At 75.8% G+C, this 15,697-nt stretch carries 12 protein-coding genes and 1 pseudogene; 4 read left to right on the top strand and 9 right to left on the bottom strand.

The genetic code is table 11. The features are described 5' to 3' along the window. Window positions 1-736: 736 nt before the first annotated feature. From QK440_RS32160 to QK440_RS32150, 3 genes and pseudogenes are all read right to left on the bottom strand, one after another. Window positions 737-1,666, bottom strand: a pseudogene (locus QK440_RS32160) (FAD-dependent oxidoreductase); the annotation flags it as partial. Beyond that, window positions 1,663-3,096: an FAD-dependent oxidoreductase gene (locus QK440_RS32155; protein WP_282796772.1), complete on the bottom strand. Its 1,434-nt coding sequence runs from the start codon at window positions 3,094-3,096 to the stop codon at window positions 1,663-1,665. The pseudogene QK440_RS32160 and the gene QK440_RS32155, both read right to left, overlap by 4 nt. A gap of 107 nt (window positions 3,097-3,203) precedes the next feature. Further along, the gene (locus tag QK440_RS32150) at window positions 3,204-4,673 is read right to left on the bottom strand and encodes an FGGY family carbohydrate kinase (protein WP_282796771.1); all 1,470 of its coding nucleotides are present in this window, start codon (window positions 4,671-4,673) and stop codon (window positions 3,204-3,206) included. Window positions 4,674-5,182: 509 nt separating this feature from the next. Between QK440_RS32150 and QK440_RS32145 the strand changes: the two genes are divergently transcribed. The 3 genes from QK440_RS32145 (at window position 5,183) to QK440_RS32135 (ending at window position 9,015) form a co-directional block, all read left to right on the top strand. Then, window positions 5,183-6,184 carry a hypothetical protein gene (locus QK440_RS32145; RefSeq protein WP_282796770.1) on the top strand — a complete coding sequence of 334 codons (1,002 nt, stop codon included), beginning with the start codon at window positions 5,183-5,185 and terminating at the stop codon, window positions 6,182-6,184. Window positions 6,185-6,306: 122 nt separating this feature from the next. Beyond that, complete coding sequence (locus tag QK440_RS32140; protein WP_282796769.1) at window positions 6,307-7,833, top strand: amino acid permease; 1,527 nt, start codon at window positions 6,307-6,309, stop codon at window positions 7,831-7,833. Window positions 7,834-8,043: 210 nt separating this feature from the next. After that, complete coding sequence (locus QK440_RS32135) at window positions 8,044-9,015, top strand: winged helix-turn-helix domain-containing protein (RefSeq protein ID WP_282796768.1); 972 nt, start codon at window positions 8,044-8,046, stop codon at window positions 9,013-9,015. A gap of 19 nt (window positions 9,016-9,034) precedes the next feature. Here the strand turns inward: QK440_RS32135 and QK440_RS32130 are convergent, their stop codons facing one another. The 6 genes from QK440_RS32130 to QK440_RS32105 all read right to left on the bottom strand — a co-directional run bounded on the left by QK440_RS32130 (window position 9,035) and on the right by QK440_RS32105 (window position 13,797). Continuing rightward, window positions 9,035-9,469, bottom strand: a complete 435-nt coding sequence (locus QK440_RS32130) for an ankyrin repeat domain-containing protein (RefSeq protein WP_282796767.1) — start codon at window positions 9,467-9,469, stop codon at window positions 9,035-9,037. Between the two features lie 43 nt (window positions 9,470-9,512). After that, window positions 9,513-10,619, bottom strand: coding sequence for a hypothetical protein (locus QK440_RS32125; protein ID WP_282796766.1), 1,107 nt, complete (start codon window positions 10,617-10,619; stop codon window positions 9,513-9,515). 118 nt (window positions 10,620-10,737) lie between these two features. Beyond that, window positions 10,738-11,313, bottom strand: coding sequence for a GNAT family protein (locus tag QK440_RS32120; protein ID WP_282796765.1), 576 nt, complete (start codon window positions 11,311-11,313; stop codon window positions 10,738-10,740). Window positions 11,314-11,320: 7 nt separating this feature from the next. Continuing rightward, a complete protein-coding gene (locus tag QK440_RS32115; protein WP_282796764.1) occupies window positions 11,321-12,043 on the bottom strand; it encodes a glucose 1-dehydrogenase in 723 nt (240 codons plus the stop codon). A 96-nt stretch (window positions 12,044-12,139) separates the two neighbouring features. After that, a complete protein-coding gene (locus QK440_RS32110; protein WP_282796763.1) occupies window positions 12,140-12,328 on the bottom strand; it encodes a hypothetical protein in 189 nt (62 codons plus the stop codon). Window positions 12,329-12,453: 125 nt separating this feature from the next. After that, the gene (locus QK440_RS32105; RefSeq protein WP_282796762.1) at window positions 12,454-13,797 is read right to left on the bottom strand and encodes a radical SAM protein; all 1,344 of its coding nucleotides are present in this window, start codon (window positions 13,795-13,797) and stop codon (window positions 12,454-12,456) included. Window positions 13,798-14,025: 228 nt separating this feature from the next. Here QK440_RS32105 and QK440_RS32100 point away from each other — a divergent pair, with 228 nt between their 5' ends. Continuing rightward, the gene (locus tag QK440_RS32100; RefSeq protein WP_282796761.1) at window positions 14,026-15,417 is read left to right on the top strand and encodes a CAP domain-containing protein; all 1,392 of its coding nucleotides are present in this window, start codon (window positions 14,026-14,028) and stop codon (window positions 15,415-15,417) included. Window positions 15,418-15,697 lie beyond the last annotated feature (280 nt).

Below are 15,697 nucleotides of genomic sequence, written 5' to 3'. Positions count from 1 at the left end.
GGGGGGGGGGGGGGGGGGCGCCCCGGTCCGTCTATTTTTCCCCCGTGTGGTGTTCTGGCGGGTGGGGGGGGGGGGGGGGGGCGGGGCCCGGGCCCCCCCCCCGGGGGCGGGGGCCGGGGGGGGGGGGCGCCGGGGCGCAGGCAGCCGGGCCACTGGGACGCCGGGCCACGCGGGACGCCGGGCCCGGGGGACGGCAGGGCCGCCAGGCCGCAGGGCCCCCGGGCGCCGCGCCGCCAGAGCGCAGGGCCGCCGGGCCCCGGGGGCAGCAGGGCCGCAGCGCTGCCAGGCCGTCGGGGACGCCAGGCCACCGGGGTCGCCGAAGCGCGGAGGACACCGAACCGCTGAACCCGCCAGGCCCCGGAGAACGCTCGGGTCGTGCAGGACGCCGGGCCCCCGGAGACAGCAGGGCTGCCAGGCCGCCGAGCCGCCAGAGTGCAGGGCCGCGGGGCGCGCGCCGCAAGGCCGCCGGGACGCCACGCCGCCGGGACGCCAGGCCGCCGGGGACGCCGGGCCCCCGGGGACAGCAGGGCCGCCAGAACGCCGGGCCCCAGGCGTCGCGCCGCCGGAGCGCAGGGGTGCCAGGGCGTCAGGCCGCCCGGGACGCCGGGGGGCGGTGGGCGTCGGCCGTTCGCCCGGCGGATGGGGGGAGCGCGCCGCGCCCGTGGCGTCATCGTGCGGCATGCCGCGTCGGCCACTCCCCCGACTCCAGGAAGTGCCGTACCGCCGTCGCGGCCCGTCGCCCCTCCGCGGCCACCGCCCCGGCGGGCTCCACCGCGTGCGCCAGGTTGCCGACCGCGAAGACGCCGCGGACGGCCGTGCGGGAGGCCGTGTCGACGGCGGGGGCGCGCGTGCCGGGGGCGAGTGGCACGCCGGCGCGCCGGGCCAGTTCGTGCTCGGGCACGAAGTCCCCGGTGAACACGACGGTGTCGCAGGCGAGGTGGCCGCTCCGGCCGTCCCGGTGGCGCAGGCGCACGCCCGAGAGGCGGCCCCGGCCGGTCAGTTCGGCCACCTCGGTGTCCGTGAGGAGCGGGGTCGCGTGCCACAGCCGGGCCACGGCGGCGCTGCGGGCCGGTGCCTCGGGGCGCCCGGACGCGGTCACCTGGGCGATGACGTGGACGCCCGCGCGCCGCAGCGTGTCCAGGGCCGCGTACGCGACCGGCTCGGCGCCGACCACGACGGCCCGGGTCCCGACGCGCCGGCCGTAGAGGTGCACCGCCTGCTGGAGTTCGCCGGTGGTGTAGACGCCGTCGGGCCTGCTCCCCGGTACCAGGCGGGCGGCGCGGGGCCGCTCGCGGGCGCCGGTGGCGAGGACGACGGCGCGGGCGCCGAGGCGCTCCAGACCGCCGGGCGCGGTCGTGTCGAGCGTCAGGGGGCCGGCCCAGCCGGTGGCTATGACGCCGGTGCGGACGGTGGCACCCGCGTGCAGGGCCGCGTCGACGCACCGCCGCGCGTACCGGGGGCCGCTGGTGCCCGGCAGGGCCACGCCCGCGACCATCCGGTCGCCGAAGCCGCCGTGGTGGCAGTGGCGCGGGACGCCGCCCGCCCGGGACTCGCGCTCCAGGACCTCGACCCGGGGCACGCCCGCGGCGGCGAGCGCGGCCGCGGCGGCGAGCCCGGCGGGCCCGGCGCCCACGACCAGGACGTCGACCGCGCGCTCGTTCCTCATGAGTCCTCCGTCGACGGGTCGCGGCCTTCGAGGAGTTCGCGCACCGCGGCACCGCAGGAGAAGCCCTGGCACCGGCCGCCGCGGGCGCGGGTGCGGCGCCGCAGCCCGTCCACGGAGACGGGTGGGACGGTGCTGCGCAGGGCGTCGCGGATCTCACCGCGCGTGACGCGTTCGCAGTGGCAGACGACGGCGCCGTACGCGGGGTCGGCGGCGATCATCTCGGCCCGCTGGTAGGGCCGCGGGAAGGCCTCGCCGAGGTTCGGCATCCGCACCGGCGCCAGCTCCCCGGGCCCGCCCAGGCGCAGTCCGGCCTCGGCGAGCAGGTCCGTGACGTACGCGGCGATGGCCATGGACGCCGTCAGGCCGGTGGAGCGGATGCCGCCGACGGTCACGTAGCGCTGCTCGGGCCGGGCGTGGATCTGGTAGTCCTCGTGCTCGGTCGCGGCCCGCAGCCCCGCGTAGACGGCGGTGACCTCCTCGTCGAGGAGCTCCGGCAGGATGCGGGCGCCCTGCTCGCGCAGCGCGGCGAGCCCGGCGGCGGTGGAGCCGGTGGCCTGTCTGTCGTCGAGGTCCTCGGCGGTGGGGCCGAGCAGGACGTTGCCGTACACGGTGGGCGCGACCAGGACGCCCTTGCCGAGGGCGGTGGGCACGGGCAGCAGGATGTGGCGCACCAGGTCCCGGGCGAGCTTGTCGTAGACGATGAGCTGGCCGCGGCGCGGGGTGACGGTGAAGGTGTCGTGGCCGAGCAGCCGGTCGACGGTGTCGGCGCCCAGGCCCGCCGCGTTGACCAGGTAGCGGGTGCGCAGGGCGCCCCGGCTCGTGGTGAGGACATGGGTGTCCCCGTCCCGGGCCGCCGCGGTCACCCGGCAGGCGAGGTGCAGGTCGACGCCGGAGCGGACGGCCTGGGTGGCGTAGGCGAGCGGCGTCGTCCAGGGGCAGATGACGCTCTCGCCGGGGACGTCGAGCGCGCCGAGGGCGCCGGGGCCGAGGCGCGGCTCGCGGGCCCGGAGCGCGGCGGCGTCCAGGAGCCGGGCCTCGTGGTAGCCGTTGCGCGCGGCCTTCGCCGCGAGCGCCGGCAGGGCGGCGAGCTGCTCCTCGTCCCAGGCGACCAGGAGCGCGCCGACCGGCTCCACGGGGATGCCGGTCTCGGCCGCGTACGCGGCGAGGCGCCGCTGCCCGTCGCGGACGAGTCGGGCCTCCAGGGTGCCGGGCACGGCGTCGAACCCGGTGTGCAGGATGGCCGTGTTGGCCTTCGAGGTGCCTTCGCCCACGTCGTCGGACGCCTCGACGACGGCGATCCGCAGCCGGTGGCGGGCCAGTTCGCGGGCGACGGCGGCGCCGACGACCCCGGCGCCGACGACGGTGACGTCGTACGCCTCGCCGGGCAGGTCCCCGGCCCGCGTGACCCGGCCGTGCCGCCGCCGCTCCATCCCGTGCGCGCTCCTCGCCCTCGTGACCGCCCCGTCCTCATGACGGTATGACGGTATGACGGTGCCGTCTGATGACCGTCCCCTGTTCCGCCCGCCACCGCCCGTCCTCACGTGGACGCCGGGCGCTCCCCCGGCGGTGCCCCCGCCCGCTCCAGCAGGGCGGTGACCTCGGCGCGGAAGGCCGCGCGGCGGGTCGCCGCCTCGTCCGGGCCGATCCGCGGCTCGTAGACGGCGGCGGGCTCCCAGGCGGGGACGGCGTCGGCGAGGCCGAGGCGCGGGTCGAGGCCGAGGCGCGCCACCGCGCCCACGCCGAGCGCCGTCACGTCGGGCAGCGCCGAGACCTCGACGGGCCGCTGGAGCAGGTCGGCCTGGGTCTGCATGAGCAGGGCCGAGCGGGTCAGGCCGCCGTCGACGCGCAGGGCGCGCAGGGGGGCTCCCAGGTCGGCGGCCGCGGCGTCGGCGAGCTCGGCGACCTGCGCGGCGATGCCCTCGCACAGCGCGCGGACGACGTGGCCGGGCCCCGTGTCCAGGCCGAGTCCGGTCAGGGAGCCGCGCAGGTCGCCGCGCCACCAGGGGGCGGCGAGCCCGGCCAGGGCGGGCACGAAGGTGACGCCGCCGGTGTCCGGGACGCCGGAGCCGACCCGGTCGAGGTCGTGCGCGCCGCCGATCACGCCGAGGTCGGTGAGCCAGCGCACGGCGGACGCGGCCGTGTAGACCTGCCCGTCCAGGCAGTAGCTGGTGCGTCCCGCGAGGCGCCAGGCGACGCAGGCGACCAGGCCCGAGTCGCCGCGGCGGGGCCGCTCGCCGGTCTGGGCGAGCAGGAACGCGCCGGTTCCGTAGGTGCACTTGGCGCCGCCGGGCTCGGTGACGTCCTGCGCGAGGAGCGCGGCCTGCTGGTCGACGAGGAGGCCGGTCAGCGGCACCTCGGCGCCGAAGTCCCGGGTGGTGCCGACCGGTCCGGCGGCGTCCACGACGCGGGGCAGCTCCTCGCCGTCGAGCCCGAAGAGGGCCAGGGCGCGCTCGGACCAGGCCACCGCGTCCAGGTCGAGGAGCTGGGTGCGGCCCGCGGTGGCGGCGTCGGTGACGAAGGCCCCGGTCAGCCGGTGCACGAGCCAGGCGTCGCTGGTCGTGACCACGCCGCGGCGGGTGAGGTGGCGGCGTATCCACGTCATCTTGGGCGCGGCGAAGTACGGGTCGAGCGGCAGGCCGGTGAGGTCGCGCAGCTCCTGGGCGTGCGCGGCCAGTTCGGCGCAGACCGGTTCGGCGCGGCGGTCCTGCCAGACGAGGGCCTCGGTGAGCGGCTCGCCGGATGCGGGGTCCCAGGCGAGGACGGTCTCGCCCTGGTTGGCCAGGCCCACGGCGGCGACCGGCTCGCCCGCCCGGGCCAGCGCGGCGCGCCCCGCGTCGAGCACGGAGGCGAGCAGCTCGCCGGGGGCGACCTCGACGAGGCCGCCGGGCAGGTGTCGGGGGCGTACGGGGGCCTCGGCGGAGGCGATCACGCCCCGCTCGGGGCAGACGACGAGGGCCTTGGTGCCGGAGGTGCCCTGGTCGATGGCGAGGACCGGGCCGCCGCTCATCGGCGCCCTGTCCGGCGTCGTGGCGCGCGGGCCCCGCGGAACGTCGTGATCACTGCGGCAGACTCCTACAGGCGTCGTACGACCGTCAAGGGACGGGCGGGGACGGGCGGGGGCGGACGACAAGGGACGGGCGGGGCCGACCGTCAAGGGACGGGCCGGGTCGGACGGCAAGGGGCGGGCGGGGTCGGAAGCGGTACCCAAATGTCGTTTTCGGTGGCGCTGTTGACCGAAGCGGAACCCAAACGTCACACCGGCGCGCCGCGTTGACACAAGTTGGTCAAGAAAGATTCGAGGACCACCCAGTAATCGGAACTCTCCGCTCTACACTGACCGCCGAACAACAACACGCACTCGTACAACAGTTCATCACGCACGTCAGCCGTCGTTCACCCGTCACTCTCCGACCACTCGGCCGGCCGTCCAGCCCTCCCGCACCACCCGCCGCACCTCCGGCCACCGCACCCCCGCCACCTGCCCGTTCCGCTCCCACGTCAGAGCCCAGAGGACCCATGCCGATGCCCTTAGCCCGCCCGGTGTATCACCCGGCCGGTCACGACGCACCGCTGCGCGCCGTGCTCCAGGACCTCAAGGCAGGCCGCTGGGTGTCGACGAGGAACCTGCTCACCGAGACCCCGGACTGGGGCCTGTGGACGCAGCGCACGCAGATCCTGGCGGCCGCCGTCGCCGGGTCCGACGTGGTGCGCGCCTGGCTCGCCGAGGAGCCGCGCAGCGTGGCCGCGACGATCCTGCACACCCGGGTCACGGTGGAGCGGGCCCTGCGCGCCCACCGCGCGGGCCACCGGCACACCAACGACCTGTGGCGGGAGGCGAACACCGCCTGCCGCATCGCCTCGCAGACCTCCCCGGAGGACCCCGTCCCGTGGATCTGCCTGATCGCGCTGGCCCAGCTGGACGAGGGCCAGCGCTGGGACGAGCACCGGGTGCCGGCGCCGGAGCCGATGCTGTTCCCCGGTCCCTGGCAGCTCCTCGCCGAGGCCGACAAGCGCGACCCCGGCAACCGCGAGGCGTACCACCGCATGCTCCAGTTCGCCTACCACCGCAGGCCGGGCGCGCCGCTCACCGAGGCGGTCAACTTCGTGCACTGGGCCTCGTCGGCGGCGCCCGCCGGGTCCCCGCTGCACGTGCTGCCGCTGTACGTACGGGTGGAGCGCTACCGGCGCGAGGGCGGCGCCGAGCGCGCGCTGGACCTGCACTGGATCGCCGAGGACGCGACGCGCGGCGCGCTGCGGGCGCTCCAGCTCTGGTTCGACCACACGCAGCCGGAGGCCGCCTCGCTGCTCGACCTGAACTACCTGGCGCACGCGCTGTGGGGCGCGCACCACTTCCACGACGCGGTGCGGGTGTTCGAGGCGCTCGACCCCTTCTTCACCACCGTGCCGTGGACGTACCGCACCACGTCGCCCGGGGACGCGGACGCCGCCGCCGAGGCGTTCGTGCAGGCCCGCTCGCGCTGCTACCACGCCGCGCGCGGTCCGGGGCCGCGCGGCTGACCCCCGCGCCCCTCCCGGGCGGCACCACCCCACGCCACCTCAGTACCGCACCACCCCCGTACCGCGTCACCCCCTGGCGCACCCCCGCACCCCCGCACCGCCGCTCTCCCGGAGGTTGATCCGTGTCCCGCACCACCGTGCCGAGTTCCGCCGCGATACCACCCCTGCCCGACGAGGAGCAGCGGCTCAGGGAACTCGGCTACCAGCCCGTCCTGGCCCGCCGCATGGGCGGGTTCGGTAACTTCGCCATCAGCTTCTCCGTCATCTCCATCCTGTCCGGCTGCATGACGCTGTACGGCTTCGGCCTCGGCACGGGCGGGCCCGCGGTGATGATGTGGGGCTGGGCCGGGGTCGGCCTGATGGTCCTGTTCGTCGGTCTGGCGCTCGCGGAGGTCACCAGCGCCTACCCGACGTCGGGCGCCCTGTACTACATGGCGGACCGGCTCGGCGGGCGGCGCTGGGGCTGGTACACGGGCTGGCTCAACCTGCTCGGCCTGCTCGGCGCGATCGCGGGCATCGACTACGGCGCGGCCCTGTTCAGCGGGGCCCTGCTGAGCATGCACACCGACTTCCACCCGACCGCCGGCTCCACCTTCGTCATCTTCCTGTGCATCCTGCTGCTGCACGCGGTCCTGAACCTGTTCAACGTCCGGCTCGTCAGCCTCCTCAACTCGATCTCCGTGTGGTGGCACCTCGCGGGCGTCGCGGTGATCGTCGGCGTCCTCGCGATCGTCCCGGACTCGCACCAGTCGCCGTCGTTCGTGTTCGGCGAGTTCGTCAACGACACCGGCTGGTCCAGCCCGTTGTACGTGTGCGTGATCGGCCTGCTGCTCGCCCAGTACACGTTCTCCGGGTACGACGCCTCGGCGCACCTGTCGGAGGAGACCTCCAACGCCTCCGTGACCGCCGCGCGCGGCATCGTGCGCGCCATCTGGGTCTCCTGGATCGCCGGGTTCGTGCTCCTCGCCGGGCTCACCTTCGCCATCCAGGACTACGCGGGCACGCAGAACTCGGCAACCGGGGTGCCGCCCGCGCAGATCTTCCTCGACGGGCTCGGCACGTCCGGCGCCACCGCGCTGATGCTCATCGTGATCGTGGCGCAGCTCTTCTGCGGCAACGCGGAGACGGCCGCGGCCAGCCGCATGGTCTTCGCCTTCAGCCGCGACGGCGCGCTGCCGGGCTCCAAGCTGTGGCGCAAGGTGAGCACCAAGACGCAGGTGCCGGTGCCCGCCGTGTGGTTGTCGGTGGGCCTGGCGGCCGTCATCGCGCTGCCCTCGCTGTACTCGAAGACCGCGTACGGCGCCGTCACCGCCATCAACGTCATCGGCATCACGCCCGCGTACGCCATCCCGGTGCTGCTGCGCCTGAAGGCGGGCGACCGGTTCCAGCCGGGGCCGTGGAACCTGGGCCGGTGGAGCAAGCCCGTCGGCTGGATCGCGGTGTGCTGGGTCGCCTTCGTGACGGTCCTGTTCTGCCTGCCGCAGTCCTCCCCGGTGACCGCCGACACCATGAACTACGCCTCCATCGCGCTCGCGGTGGTGCTGCTCCTGGCCACGGTGTGGTGGTTCGTGGCGCGCCGCTCCTACAACACCCCGGCCGCGTACGGCACGGACAAGGAGCAGGCGGAGATCGCCGAGGGCATCATCTAGCGCCTCCGGTACGCCTTGTACCGCCGCACCCCCGCACCGCTGTCGCGCGGGCCGGGCCCTCCCCCCGTGAGGGCCCGGCCCGCGTCGGCGTTCCCGCTCGCGCTCCAGTGAACTCCCGTGCGCCGGCGGGGCGTGAGGAATTCGACGACGTTCGAATGGCCGGGTTCAGCGTCGCGGCGGCCCGGGGGTGTCCCGCTAGCATCCGGTGGCGTGATCCACGCGCACCTGGACGCGGAGTCCGTCGGCAGGGTCCGGCTCGCCGTGTCGCCCGCGCTCGAAGCCGTCTGGTGGCTGCGGTACGCCGTGAACGGCGGGCGGCACCCGGTGTTCGGCGACCCGGGGGCCGCGGCGCGCTGGGCACTGCGCCACCCCGACGTGCGCCTGGTCGCGCAGTGCCTGTCCGTGCCGGGCGGGCCGACGTACATGCCGGACCTCCTCACGCCCAAGCCCGCCCCGGGTCCGGCCCGGCGCACGCTCGTCGAGCAGCTCCAGGCGGTTGCCGGTACGCCGCCGGAGGAGGCCGCGTACCAGGTGTGCGAGGTGCGCTTCCTCGACGGCCCTGTGCCCGGGGACGTGCTGGACGCGGTGGAGTCGGGCGCGTTCGCCGCGCGCGCCGCCAACGGGCTGCGGCAGTTCTGGCAGGACGCGGTCGCCGACGGCTGGGGCCGCCTGAAGTCGGTCCTCGACGCCGACGTGGCCGCGCGCTCCGGGGAGTTGGCGACGTACGGCGTCGGGCACGTGCTCAGGTCGCTGCACCCGGACGTCTCGTGGGCCGACGGCCGGCTGACGATCCGCAAGGACTACGAGGAGACCGTCCACCACCACGGTTCCGACGTGGTGCTCACGCCCATGGCGGCGTCCTGGCCGCGGATCAGCGTTCAGGTGGGAGCGCCGGGCAGCGCGGTGCTCGGCTACCCGGCCGCGGGCGTCGGCGCCGCCGCCGACCGGCCCCGGCGGCCGGCCGTGGCCCGGCTCCTCGGCCGCAGCCGGGCCGCGCTGCTCGGGGACCTGGCCGCGCCTCGCACCACCGGTGAACTCGCCGCCCGGCACCGGCTCGCGCCCGCCACGGTCTCCTACCACCTGGGCGTGCTGCACCGCTCGGGCCTCGTGCTCCGGGAGCGGGACCGGCAGGTGGTCCGCTACCGCAGGAGCGCGGAGGGCGACGCGCTGCTCGGCGGCTGACCCTCAAGGAGCGCGGTCGTCAGCCGGTGCCGCGCCGTGCGACCGCACCGGCCGCGACGAGGACGTCGACGGTCTCGGGGTGCGGGCCCTCGTGCGCCCAGTCCAGCGGGGACCAGCCCGTGCCGCCGTCCTCGCGGAGGTTCGGGTCCGCGCCGTGCGCCAGGAGTTCACGCACCGTCGCGGTGTGCCCCCAGCACGCGGCCGCGCACAGAGGCGTGCCCTCCGCGCCGAGCCCCGCGCTCTCGGCGTTCGGATCGGCCCCCGCCCGCAGGAGCACCCGGGCCACGCCCGCCCTGCCGGTCACGGAGGCCTCGTACAGCGGGGTGGTGCCGTCGCTGTCAGGGCGCCCCGGGTCGATTCCGGCCCGCAGCAGCGCCCTGACCCGAGAGCTGTCGCCTTCCAGGGTCGCTTCGAAAAGGCGACGGGAGTACTTCTTCCGCTTCCGTTCGTTCACGGGGCCGAGACTACGGCCCAGGTAGGTGGCAGGGCCAATGGATTCAGCCGTCGAGGCGCTCCGTGTAGGCCTCCGTGGGCGGGTACGGCGAGGACCGCGTCATCCCGGCCGACCAGAAGCCCGCGGTGCCGGGAACGGGTGTGACGTCGTTGAGGTACGGCGCCCGGTCCGGGACCGCCGGGCCGCGGACGACGGTCCAGGTGCCGCCGTCGTGGCGCAGGTACGTGGCGCGGGCCTGGTCCTGGTAGTTCCAGCCACTGATCCACGCGGGGCGCCCCTGGGCGTCGCCCGCGATGCCGGAGAGCGAGCCGACGGTGAAGCCCGCGTCCACCTGGTTCCAGGCGGTGCCGTCCCAGTGCCGCAGGACGGGGTTGCCGGGGCGTCCCGGCGGTCCGCCGGCGCCGAACTCGTTACCCACGGCCCAGACGTCGTCCGCGGCCGCCGCGTGGACGTCGGCGACGGTCTGCCGCAGGCCCACGAGCGGCGGCAGCACCGTCCACGCGCCGTTCCACCGGGCCACGAACCCGGCCCAGCCGTTGCCGTACGCCTGGTCGCCGCAGACCCACACCTCGTCGGGCGTGCGCGGCACCACCCGGTACAGGTTCACGCCCGCGACCGGCAGCGGGTCGAGCCACCGCCACTGCTTCCCGTCCCGGTGCAGCAGGCGCGTGGAGCCGCCCCGGGTGCCGGCGACCCACACCCGCCGGTCGGACCCGACGCCGACCGCGCCCAGGCGCACGTCCGGCTCCCCCTTGCCGGGGAACGCGGCCTCGCGCCAGGTAGTGCCGTCCCAGCGCAGCAGCGGGCTCGCGCCGCCGGTGGGCGAGCCCACGCTCCACGCCTCGGCGGCACAGACCCCGGCCACGTCGGTCAGGCGCCCCGCGTAGCCCAGGTGGGACAGGTCGGTCTTCGTCCAGGCGGTGCCGTTCCACAGCATGGCGAGCCCCCGCCACGAGCCGCCCGGGCTCTCCTCGCCCACGGCCCAGGCGAGGTCGGGCCCGGCGGCGGCGATGCGGCGCAGTTGCGCGGGCGGGACGCTGCCGGGCGCGGGCACCGCCTGCCAGTCCTGCGTCCGCCGTGCCGCGGCGGCGGCGCGGACCGCGGCCGGGCCGAGCGCGACCCCCGACAGCGCACCGAGCGTCCCTGACACAAATCGTCTTCGTCTCACGGCTGGTCCCCTCCCATAGGTGGGCGGACTTGAGGGACCACAGTGGGGCGTCAGGGCCGGCCGGTCTAGGTACCCGGGTGACAAATCCCGGCCGGCCCCGTCACACGACCTGCGGCGCGCGGTCGTTGAGCAGGCGCTGGAACAGCCGGTGGTCCCGCCAGGCGCCGTTGATGTGCAGATAGGCGGGGGCCAGGCCGAACCGGGTGAAGCCGCACTTGGCGAGCACGCGCTGCGAGGCCGCGTTGTCCACGAGGGTGCCCGCCTCGAGCCGGTGCAGGCCGAGGCGGGCGTCGGCGGCGGCGCAGACCGCCTCGACGGCGGCGGTGGCGAGGCCGCGGCCGACGTACCCGACGTCGATCCAGTAGCCGAGGTTCGCGCTGCGGAACGGGCCCAGGGTGACGTTCGAGAGCGTGATGCCGCCGGCGACTTCGGGATGAGCGGCGGTCGTGTCCCACAGCAGCCAGCGCGCGGTCAGGCCCGCCGCCCGCTGCTCCTCGTACTGGCGCAGGCGCGCCTCCTGGCCGCGCGGCGTGAAGTACTCCTCCGGGCGGACGGGCTCCCACGGTTCGAGGTGGGCGCGGCTGCGGCGGCAGGCCTCGGCGAGGGGCGCGGCGTCCGCGGCCGTGGCGGGGCGCAGGGCGACGGTGTCGGTGAGGCGTGCCGGGTCCAGGCGCACGGGCCGCTCACATGCCGCCCGCGACGCGCAGAACCGCGCCCGTCGCGTACGAGGCGTCGTCCGACAGGAGCCAGGACACGGCGCCGCCGATCTCCTCGGGGCGGCCGGAGCGGCCCAGGGGGATGGTGTCCGCAAGCTTCGCGGGGCGCTGCGGGTCCTCGTGGAACTCGGTCCAGATGACGCCGGGCGCCACGCAGTTGACGCGGATGCCGAGCGGGGCGACCTCCTTGGCGAGGCCGACGGTCATGGCGTCCACGGCGGCCTTCGTCGCGGCGTAGTGGACGTACTGGCCGGGGCTGCCGAGGGTGGCCGCGGCCGAGGAGACGTTCACGATCGCGCCGCCGCCGGTGGCGGTCATGTCGCGCACGGCGCGGCGGGCGCAGAGCAGGTAGCCGAGGACGTTGACGTCGATCGCGCGGCGCATGCCGTCCGCGTCGGCCTCGGCGAGGGGGCCGTTGGGGCCGCTGACGCCCGCGTTGTTCACCAGGCCCGTGACCGGGCCCAGTTCGGCGGCGGTGGCGAAGAGGCGGTCCACGTCGTGCTCGTCGGCCGTGTCGAGGGCGACGGTCACGCAGCGGCGGCCGGTGGCGCGGACGGCCTCGGCGGCCCGCTCGGCGGCGGCCTCGTCCGAGCGGTAGCCGAGGGCTATGTCGTGCCCGTCCTGCGCGAGGCGGAGAGCGACGGCGGCGCCGATGCCACGGCTGCCGCCGGTGATCACGGTTACTTTCACGGGATGCCTCCGGCCGTACGGGATCTTGTGGCCGCAGTCTACGAGGGCGGGCGCGGGCGGGGCCCGGGGGCGGACCCCCGGGCCCCGGCGCTCACGTCACGGGGCGAGGCACCCCGTGGCGGGCACCTCGGCCGGGACACCGAGGCCCGCGAGGTCCACGAGGCCCGTCACCTCCTGGACGGCGCAGTCGACGGTGGCCACGGGGTCCGGAACCGCGCTCGCGGGCGCGGCGAGCACCCCGACGAGGGCGAGTGTTCCGACGGCGAGAGCAGTGATACGACGCATGAGCAGCCTTTCTGGCTCCGGGTACGTGCTGACGTCCGCAGGGCTGCCCGACGCGATGTCCCGGTATCCGCCCTGTCACCCGGACGAGAGCGCTGAATCGATCCGTCCGCGGCACGTCGCACGTGCTAAACCTGCGCCGGTGCCTCCGGCGCCGTTTCCTCGGCCGGAAGGCTGTCCATGAAGGAGCTCACCGAGAAGACCGCGTTGCCGGGGCCCGCGGGGCCGTACCCGGGCGGCGAGGAGAGGCCGAACTCCGCCATGGTCGCGCGGTACTCCTGGAGCAGGCGCACGTGGTACTCCAGCGGCGCGCCCAGCGGGTTGGCCTTGCCGAGCGGCGTGGTGGGCTCCGGGCACCAGGTGGTGAAGCGCGGGGTGATGCCGTGGCCCATGAAGTAGCGCAAACCCTCGACGGTGGAGTCGATGGCCTCGTCGACGGTCGTGAAGCCGAAGGGCTCGGCCATCTCGACGCCCGCGACGAAGTTCGGGATGACGTTGCGCGGCCCGAAGACCTCGGCGGAGTCCAGGATGCGGCGGTGCCACTCGTCGCGGCCGACGTAGCGCTCCTTGCCCGGGCAGTAGAGCTCGAACAGGCGGCGGTCCCACACCTCGTAGTTCGGGTGGTAGATGCGCACGCCGTAGTCGTGGAAGCGCTGGACGTCCTCCTTGGGCAGCGCCTGGGCGACGACCTTGCCGATCCAGCGGCCGGGGAAGCGCTCCTCGATGGCCTTGGCGTACTGGCCGTAGAAGTCGGCCTCGTCCTTGCCGCCGATCTGCGAGGTGACGGCGCCGCCGGTGAGCGTGTACGCGGTGGACGCCTTCGCGGTGTCGTACCGGTCGATGATCTCCAGCGCCTCCAGGACCTCCTCGACGGGCTTGACGCCCGTGTAGGGGCGGCCCGCCGCCTTGTGCTGGCGCCAGTTGTGGTTGATGTCGCAGTACTGGCACTCCTCCTTGGCGCCGAAGTACTGGCAGACCCGGAAGACGGTGAGGTAGATCAGGTAGCCCCACTGGATGGTGGGGGCCACCTCCATGACGGACTTGCCGTTCGCGAGCTTGTGCCGGTAGTACTCGGGCATCGGCGGCACGCCGACGTCGGAGATCCGCTCCCCGTCCAGGTAGAGCCCGAGCAGGCCGTCGCGGTCGGCCGCCACGCGGTAGGGCGAGGACGGGTTGACCCGTACCGACACCACGGTGCGGCGCAGCTCGTAGGGGCCGCCGGTCAGGACGATCTCCTCCGGCGGGCGGCGCAGGGCGGCGGCGCCGAGCTCGGGCAGCGTGCCGTGGTCGAAGGAGAAGATGAAGTACGACTTCGGCTTGACGTCGCCGGAGGCCTCGTTGGCGCTGTCGCTGAGTGCCGACTCGTCGAAGGCCACGCCGCCGCGCAGCAGGTCCTCCTTGATCACGGCCTCGCGCGGCACCTGTGGGTGCCGCTGCATGAGTCCTTCGATCAGCTCCGTACGCCTGGGCATGGGGCGGGCACCTCGGATCCTGTCTGGGTTGTGCTTTTTGTCCGGAATATTCGGTTGTGGCCGGTGTGCAGGGGGTCGCCGTGCACAGGGACCACGCTAGTACCGGCCTCCGCGGGTCCGGGGCGCCGGGGCGGGCGGAGCGGGAACCTCCGCGGCGGGGCCGCGCGTTGCCCTGGTGATCGCCCGGCCGACGCGGGCGGTGTCCGACCCGACCCACAGGCGGCGCCCATGAACGACCTGGTCCCGGGGGGCAACGTCCCCCTGCCGGACGGCCCCCTGACGCTGCGCGTGCCCGGCCCCTTCGATCTGTCCGCCCTGGTCACCGACCAGGGCGGCAAGGTCGCGGGTGACGCGGACTTCGTGTTCTACAACCAGCCCGCCGCGCCCGGCGCCCGGCTGAGCGGCGACGTCCTCACGGTCGACCCGCGCCGGCTGCGCCCGGGCGCCGACCGCGTCACGCTGGTGGTCAGCCCGGCCGAGCCCGGCACCCCGCTGGGGCGCCTGCCCGCCGTCGCCCTCCAGGTCAGCGGCGTGCGCGGGGAGGCGGTCGCGCGGTTCGCCCCGCCCCGGCCGGGGCCGGAGACCGTCATGCTGCTCGCCGAGATCTACCGCCGCGGCACCGCCTGGAAGCTCCGCGCCCTCGGCCAGGGGTACGCGGACGGGCTCGCGGGCGTGGCGCGGGACTTCGGGCTCGACGTGGCGGACGAGCCGGGCGTCGCCGCGAGCGAGGCCGTCACGGTGGTGATGGAGCGGCCCCTGGCGGCCGTGCCCGCCGCCCCGGGGCCCGCGGTGCCCACGGCGCCCGTTCCCGCGCGGGCGCCGGACCGCGCCGCGCCGCCGGGCCCGCTCCAGGACTTCCTCGCCCGGGTGAACGCGGCGCGGGCCGCCGCCGGCGCGCCCGCCGTCACCCTGGACGCCCGCCTCACCGACGCCGCTCGCGCGCACGCGGCGGGCATGGCGGCGCGCGGGGCCCTCGGCTCGGAGGGCCCGGACGGCACCTCGCTGCACCAGCGCGTGACGGCGGCCGGTTACGTGTACCTGACGGTCGGCGAGCACCTGGTGTCGGGACCGCGCACCCCGGCCGACTTCCTCGACTACTGCCTGCGGGGCGGCGACTCCCGGCGGACCGTCCTGGAGCGGGCCCACACCCACGTCGGGCTGGGGCAGGCGCCCGGGGGCCGTTCCGGGGACGTGTTCTGGACGGCGCTGTGGGCGGAGCCGTTCACGCCGCGGGGGCTCGACCGGTTCGCGGCGGAGGTCCTCGCGCTCACCAACGGCCACCGCGCGGCGGCCGGGCTCCGTCCCCTCGCGGCGGACCCGCGCCTGACCGCGGCCGCGCAGGCGCACAGCGACGACATGGTCGCCCGCGCGTTCTACTCCCACACCGCGCCGGACGGCAGCGAGCCCTGGCACCGGGCCGCGGCGGCGGGCAGTGCGCACCGCGCCGTCGGGGAGAACATAGCCTGCGGCCAGCGCTCGCCCGTGGAGGTCGTGCGGGGCTGGATGGACAGCCCCGGGCACCGGGCCAACATCCTCAAGCCCGCGTTCACGCACCTGGGGGTGGGGTTCGCGGGTGGGGGGCGGGCCGGCACGTATTGGACGCAGCTTTTCGGGGGGTGAGGCGCTGCGCTGGGCTGGGCGCTGCGCTGTGCTGGGCTGGGCGCTGCGCTGTGCCCGGCGCTGTGCTGGGGCGGGGGTGCGGTGCGCCGTCTGTGTGTGTTTTCGGGTGCGGGGCGTGTGTGGCTGGGCGCGCAGTTCCCCGCGCCCCTTTCAGGGCAGTTCGCGTTCGCGGTGGTCTTTGGTGTGGCCGCGCTGGGCGTACTGGCCCGTCCGTGTGCGTTTTCGGGTGCGGGGCGTGGGGGGCTGGGCGCGCAGTTCCCCGCGCCCCCTTCGGGGCGTT

The sequence above is a fragment of the Streptomyces sp. CC224B genome (assembly GCF_030010595.1).
Taxonomy (GTDB): domain Bacteria; phylum Actinomycetota; class Actinomycetes; order Streptomycetales; family Streptomycetaceae; genus Streptomyces; species Streptomyces longispororuber.
The sequence above is the reverse complement of the archived record's forward strand: the minus strand, read 5'-3'. Positions and strand labels throughout refer to the sequence as shown.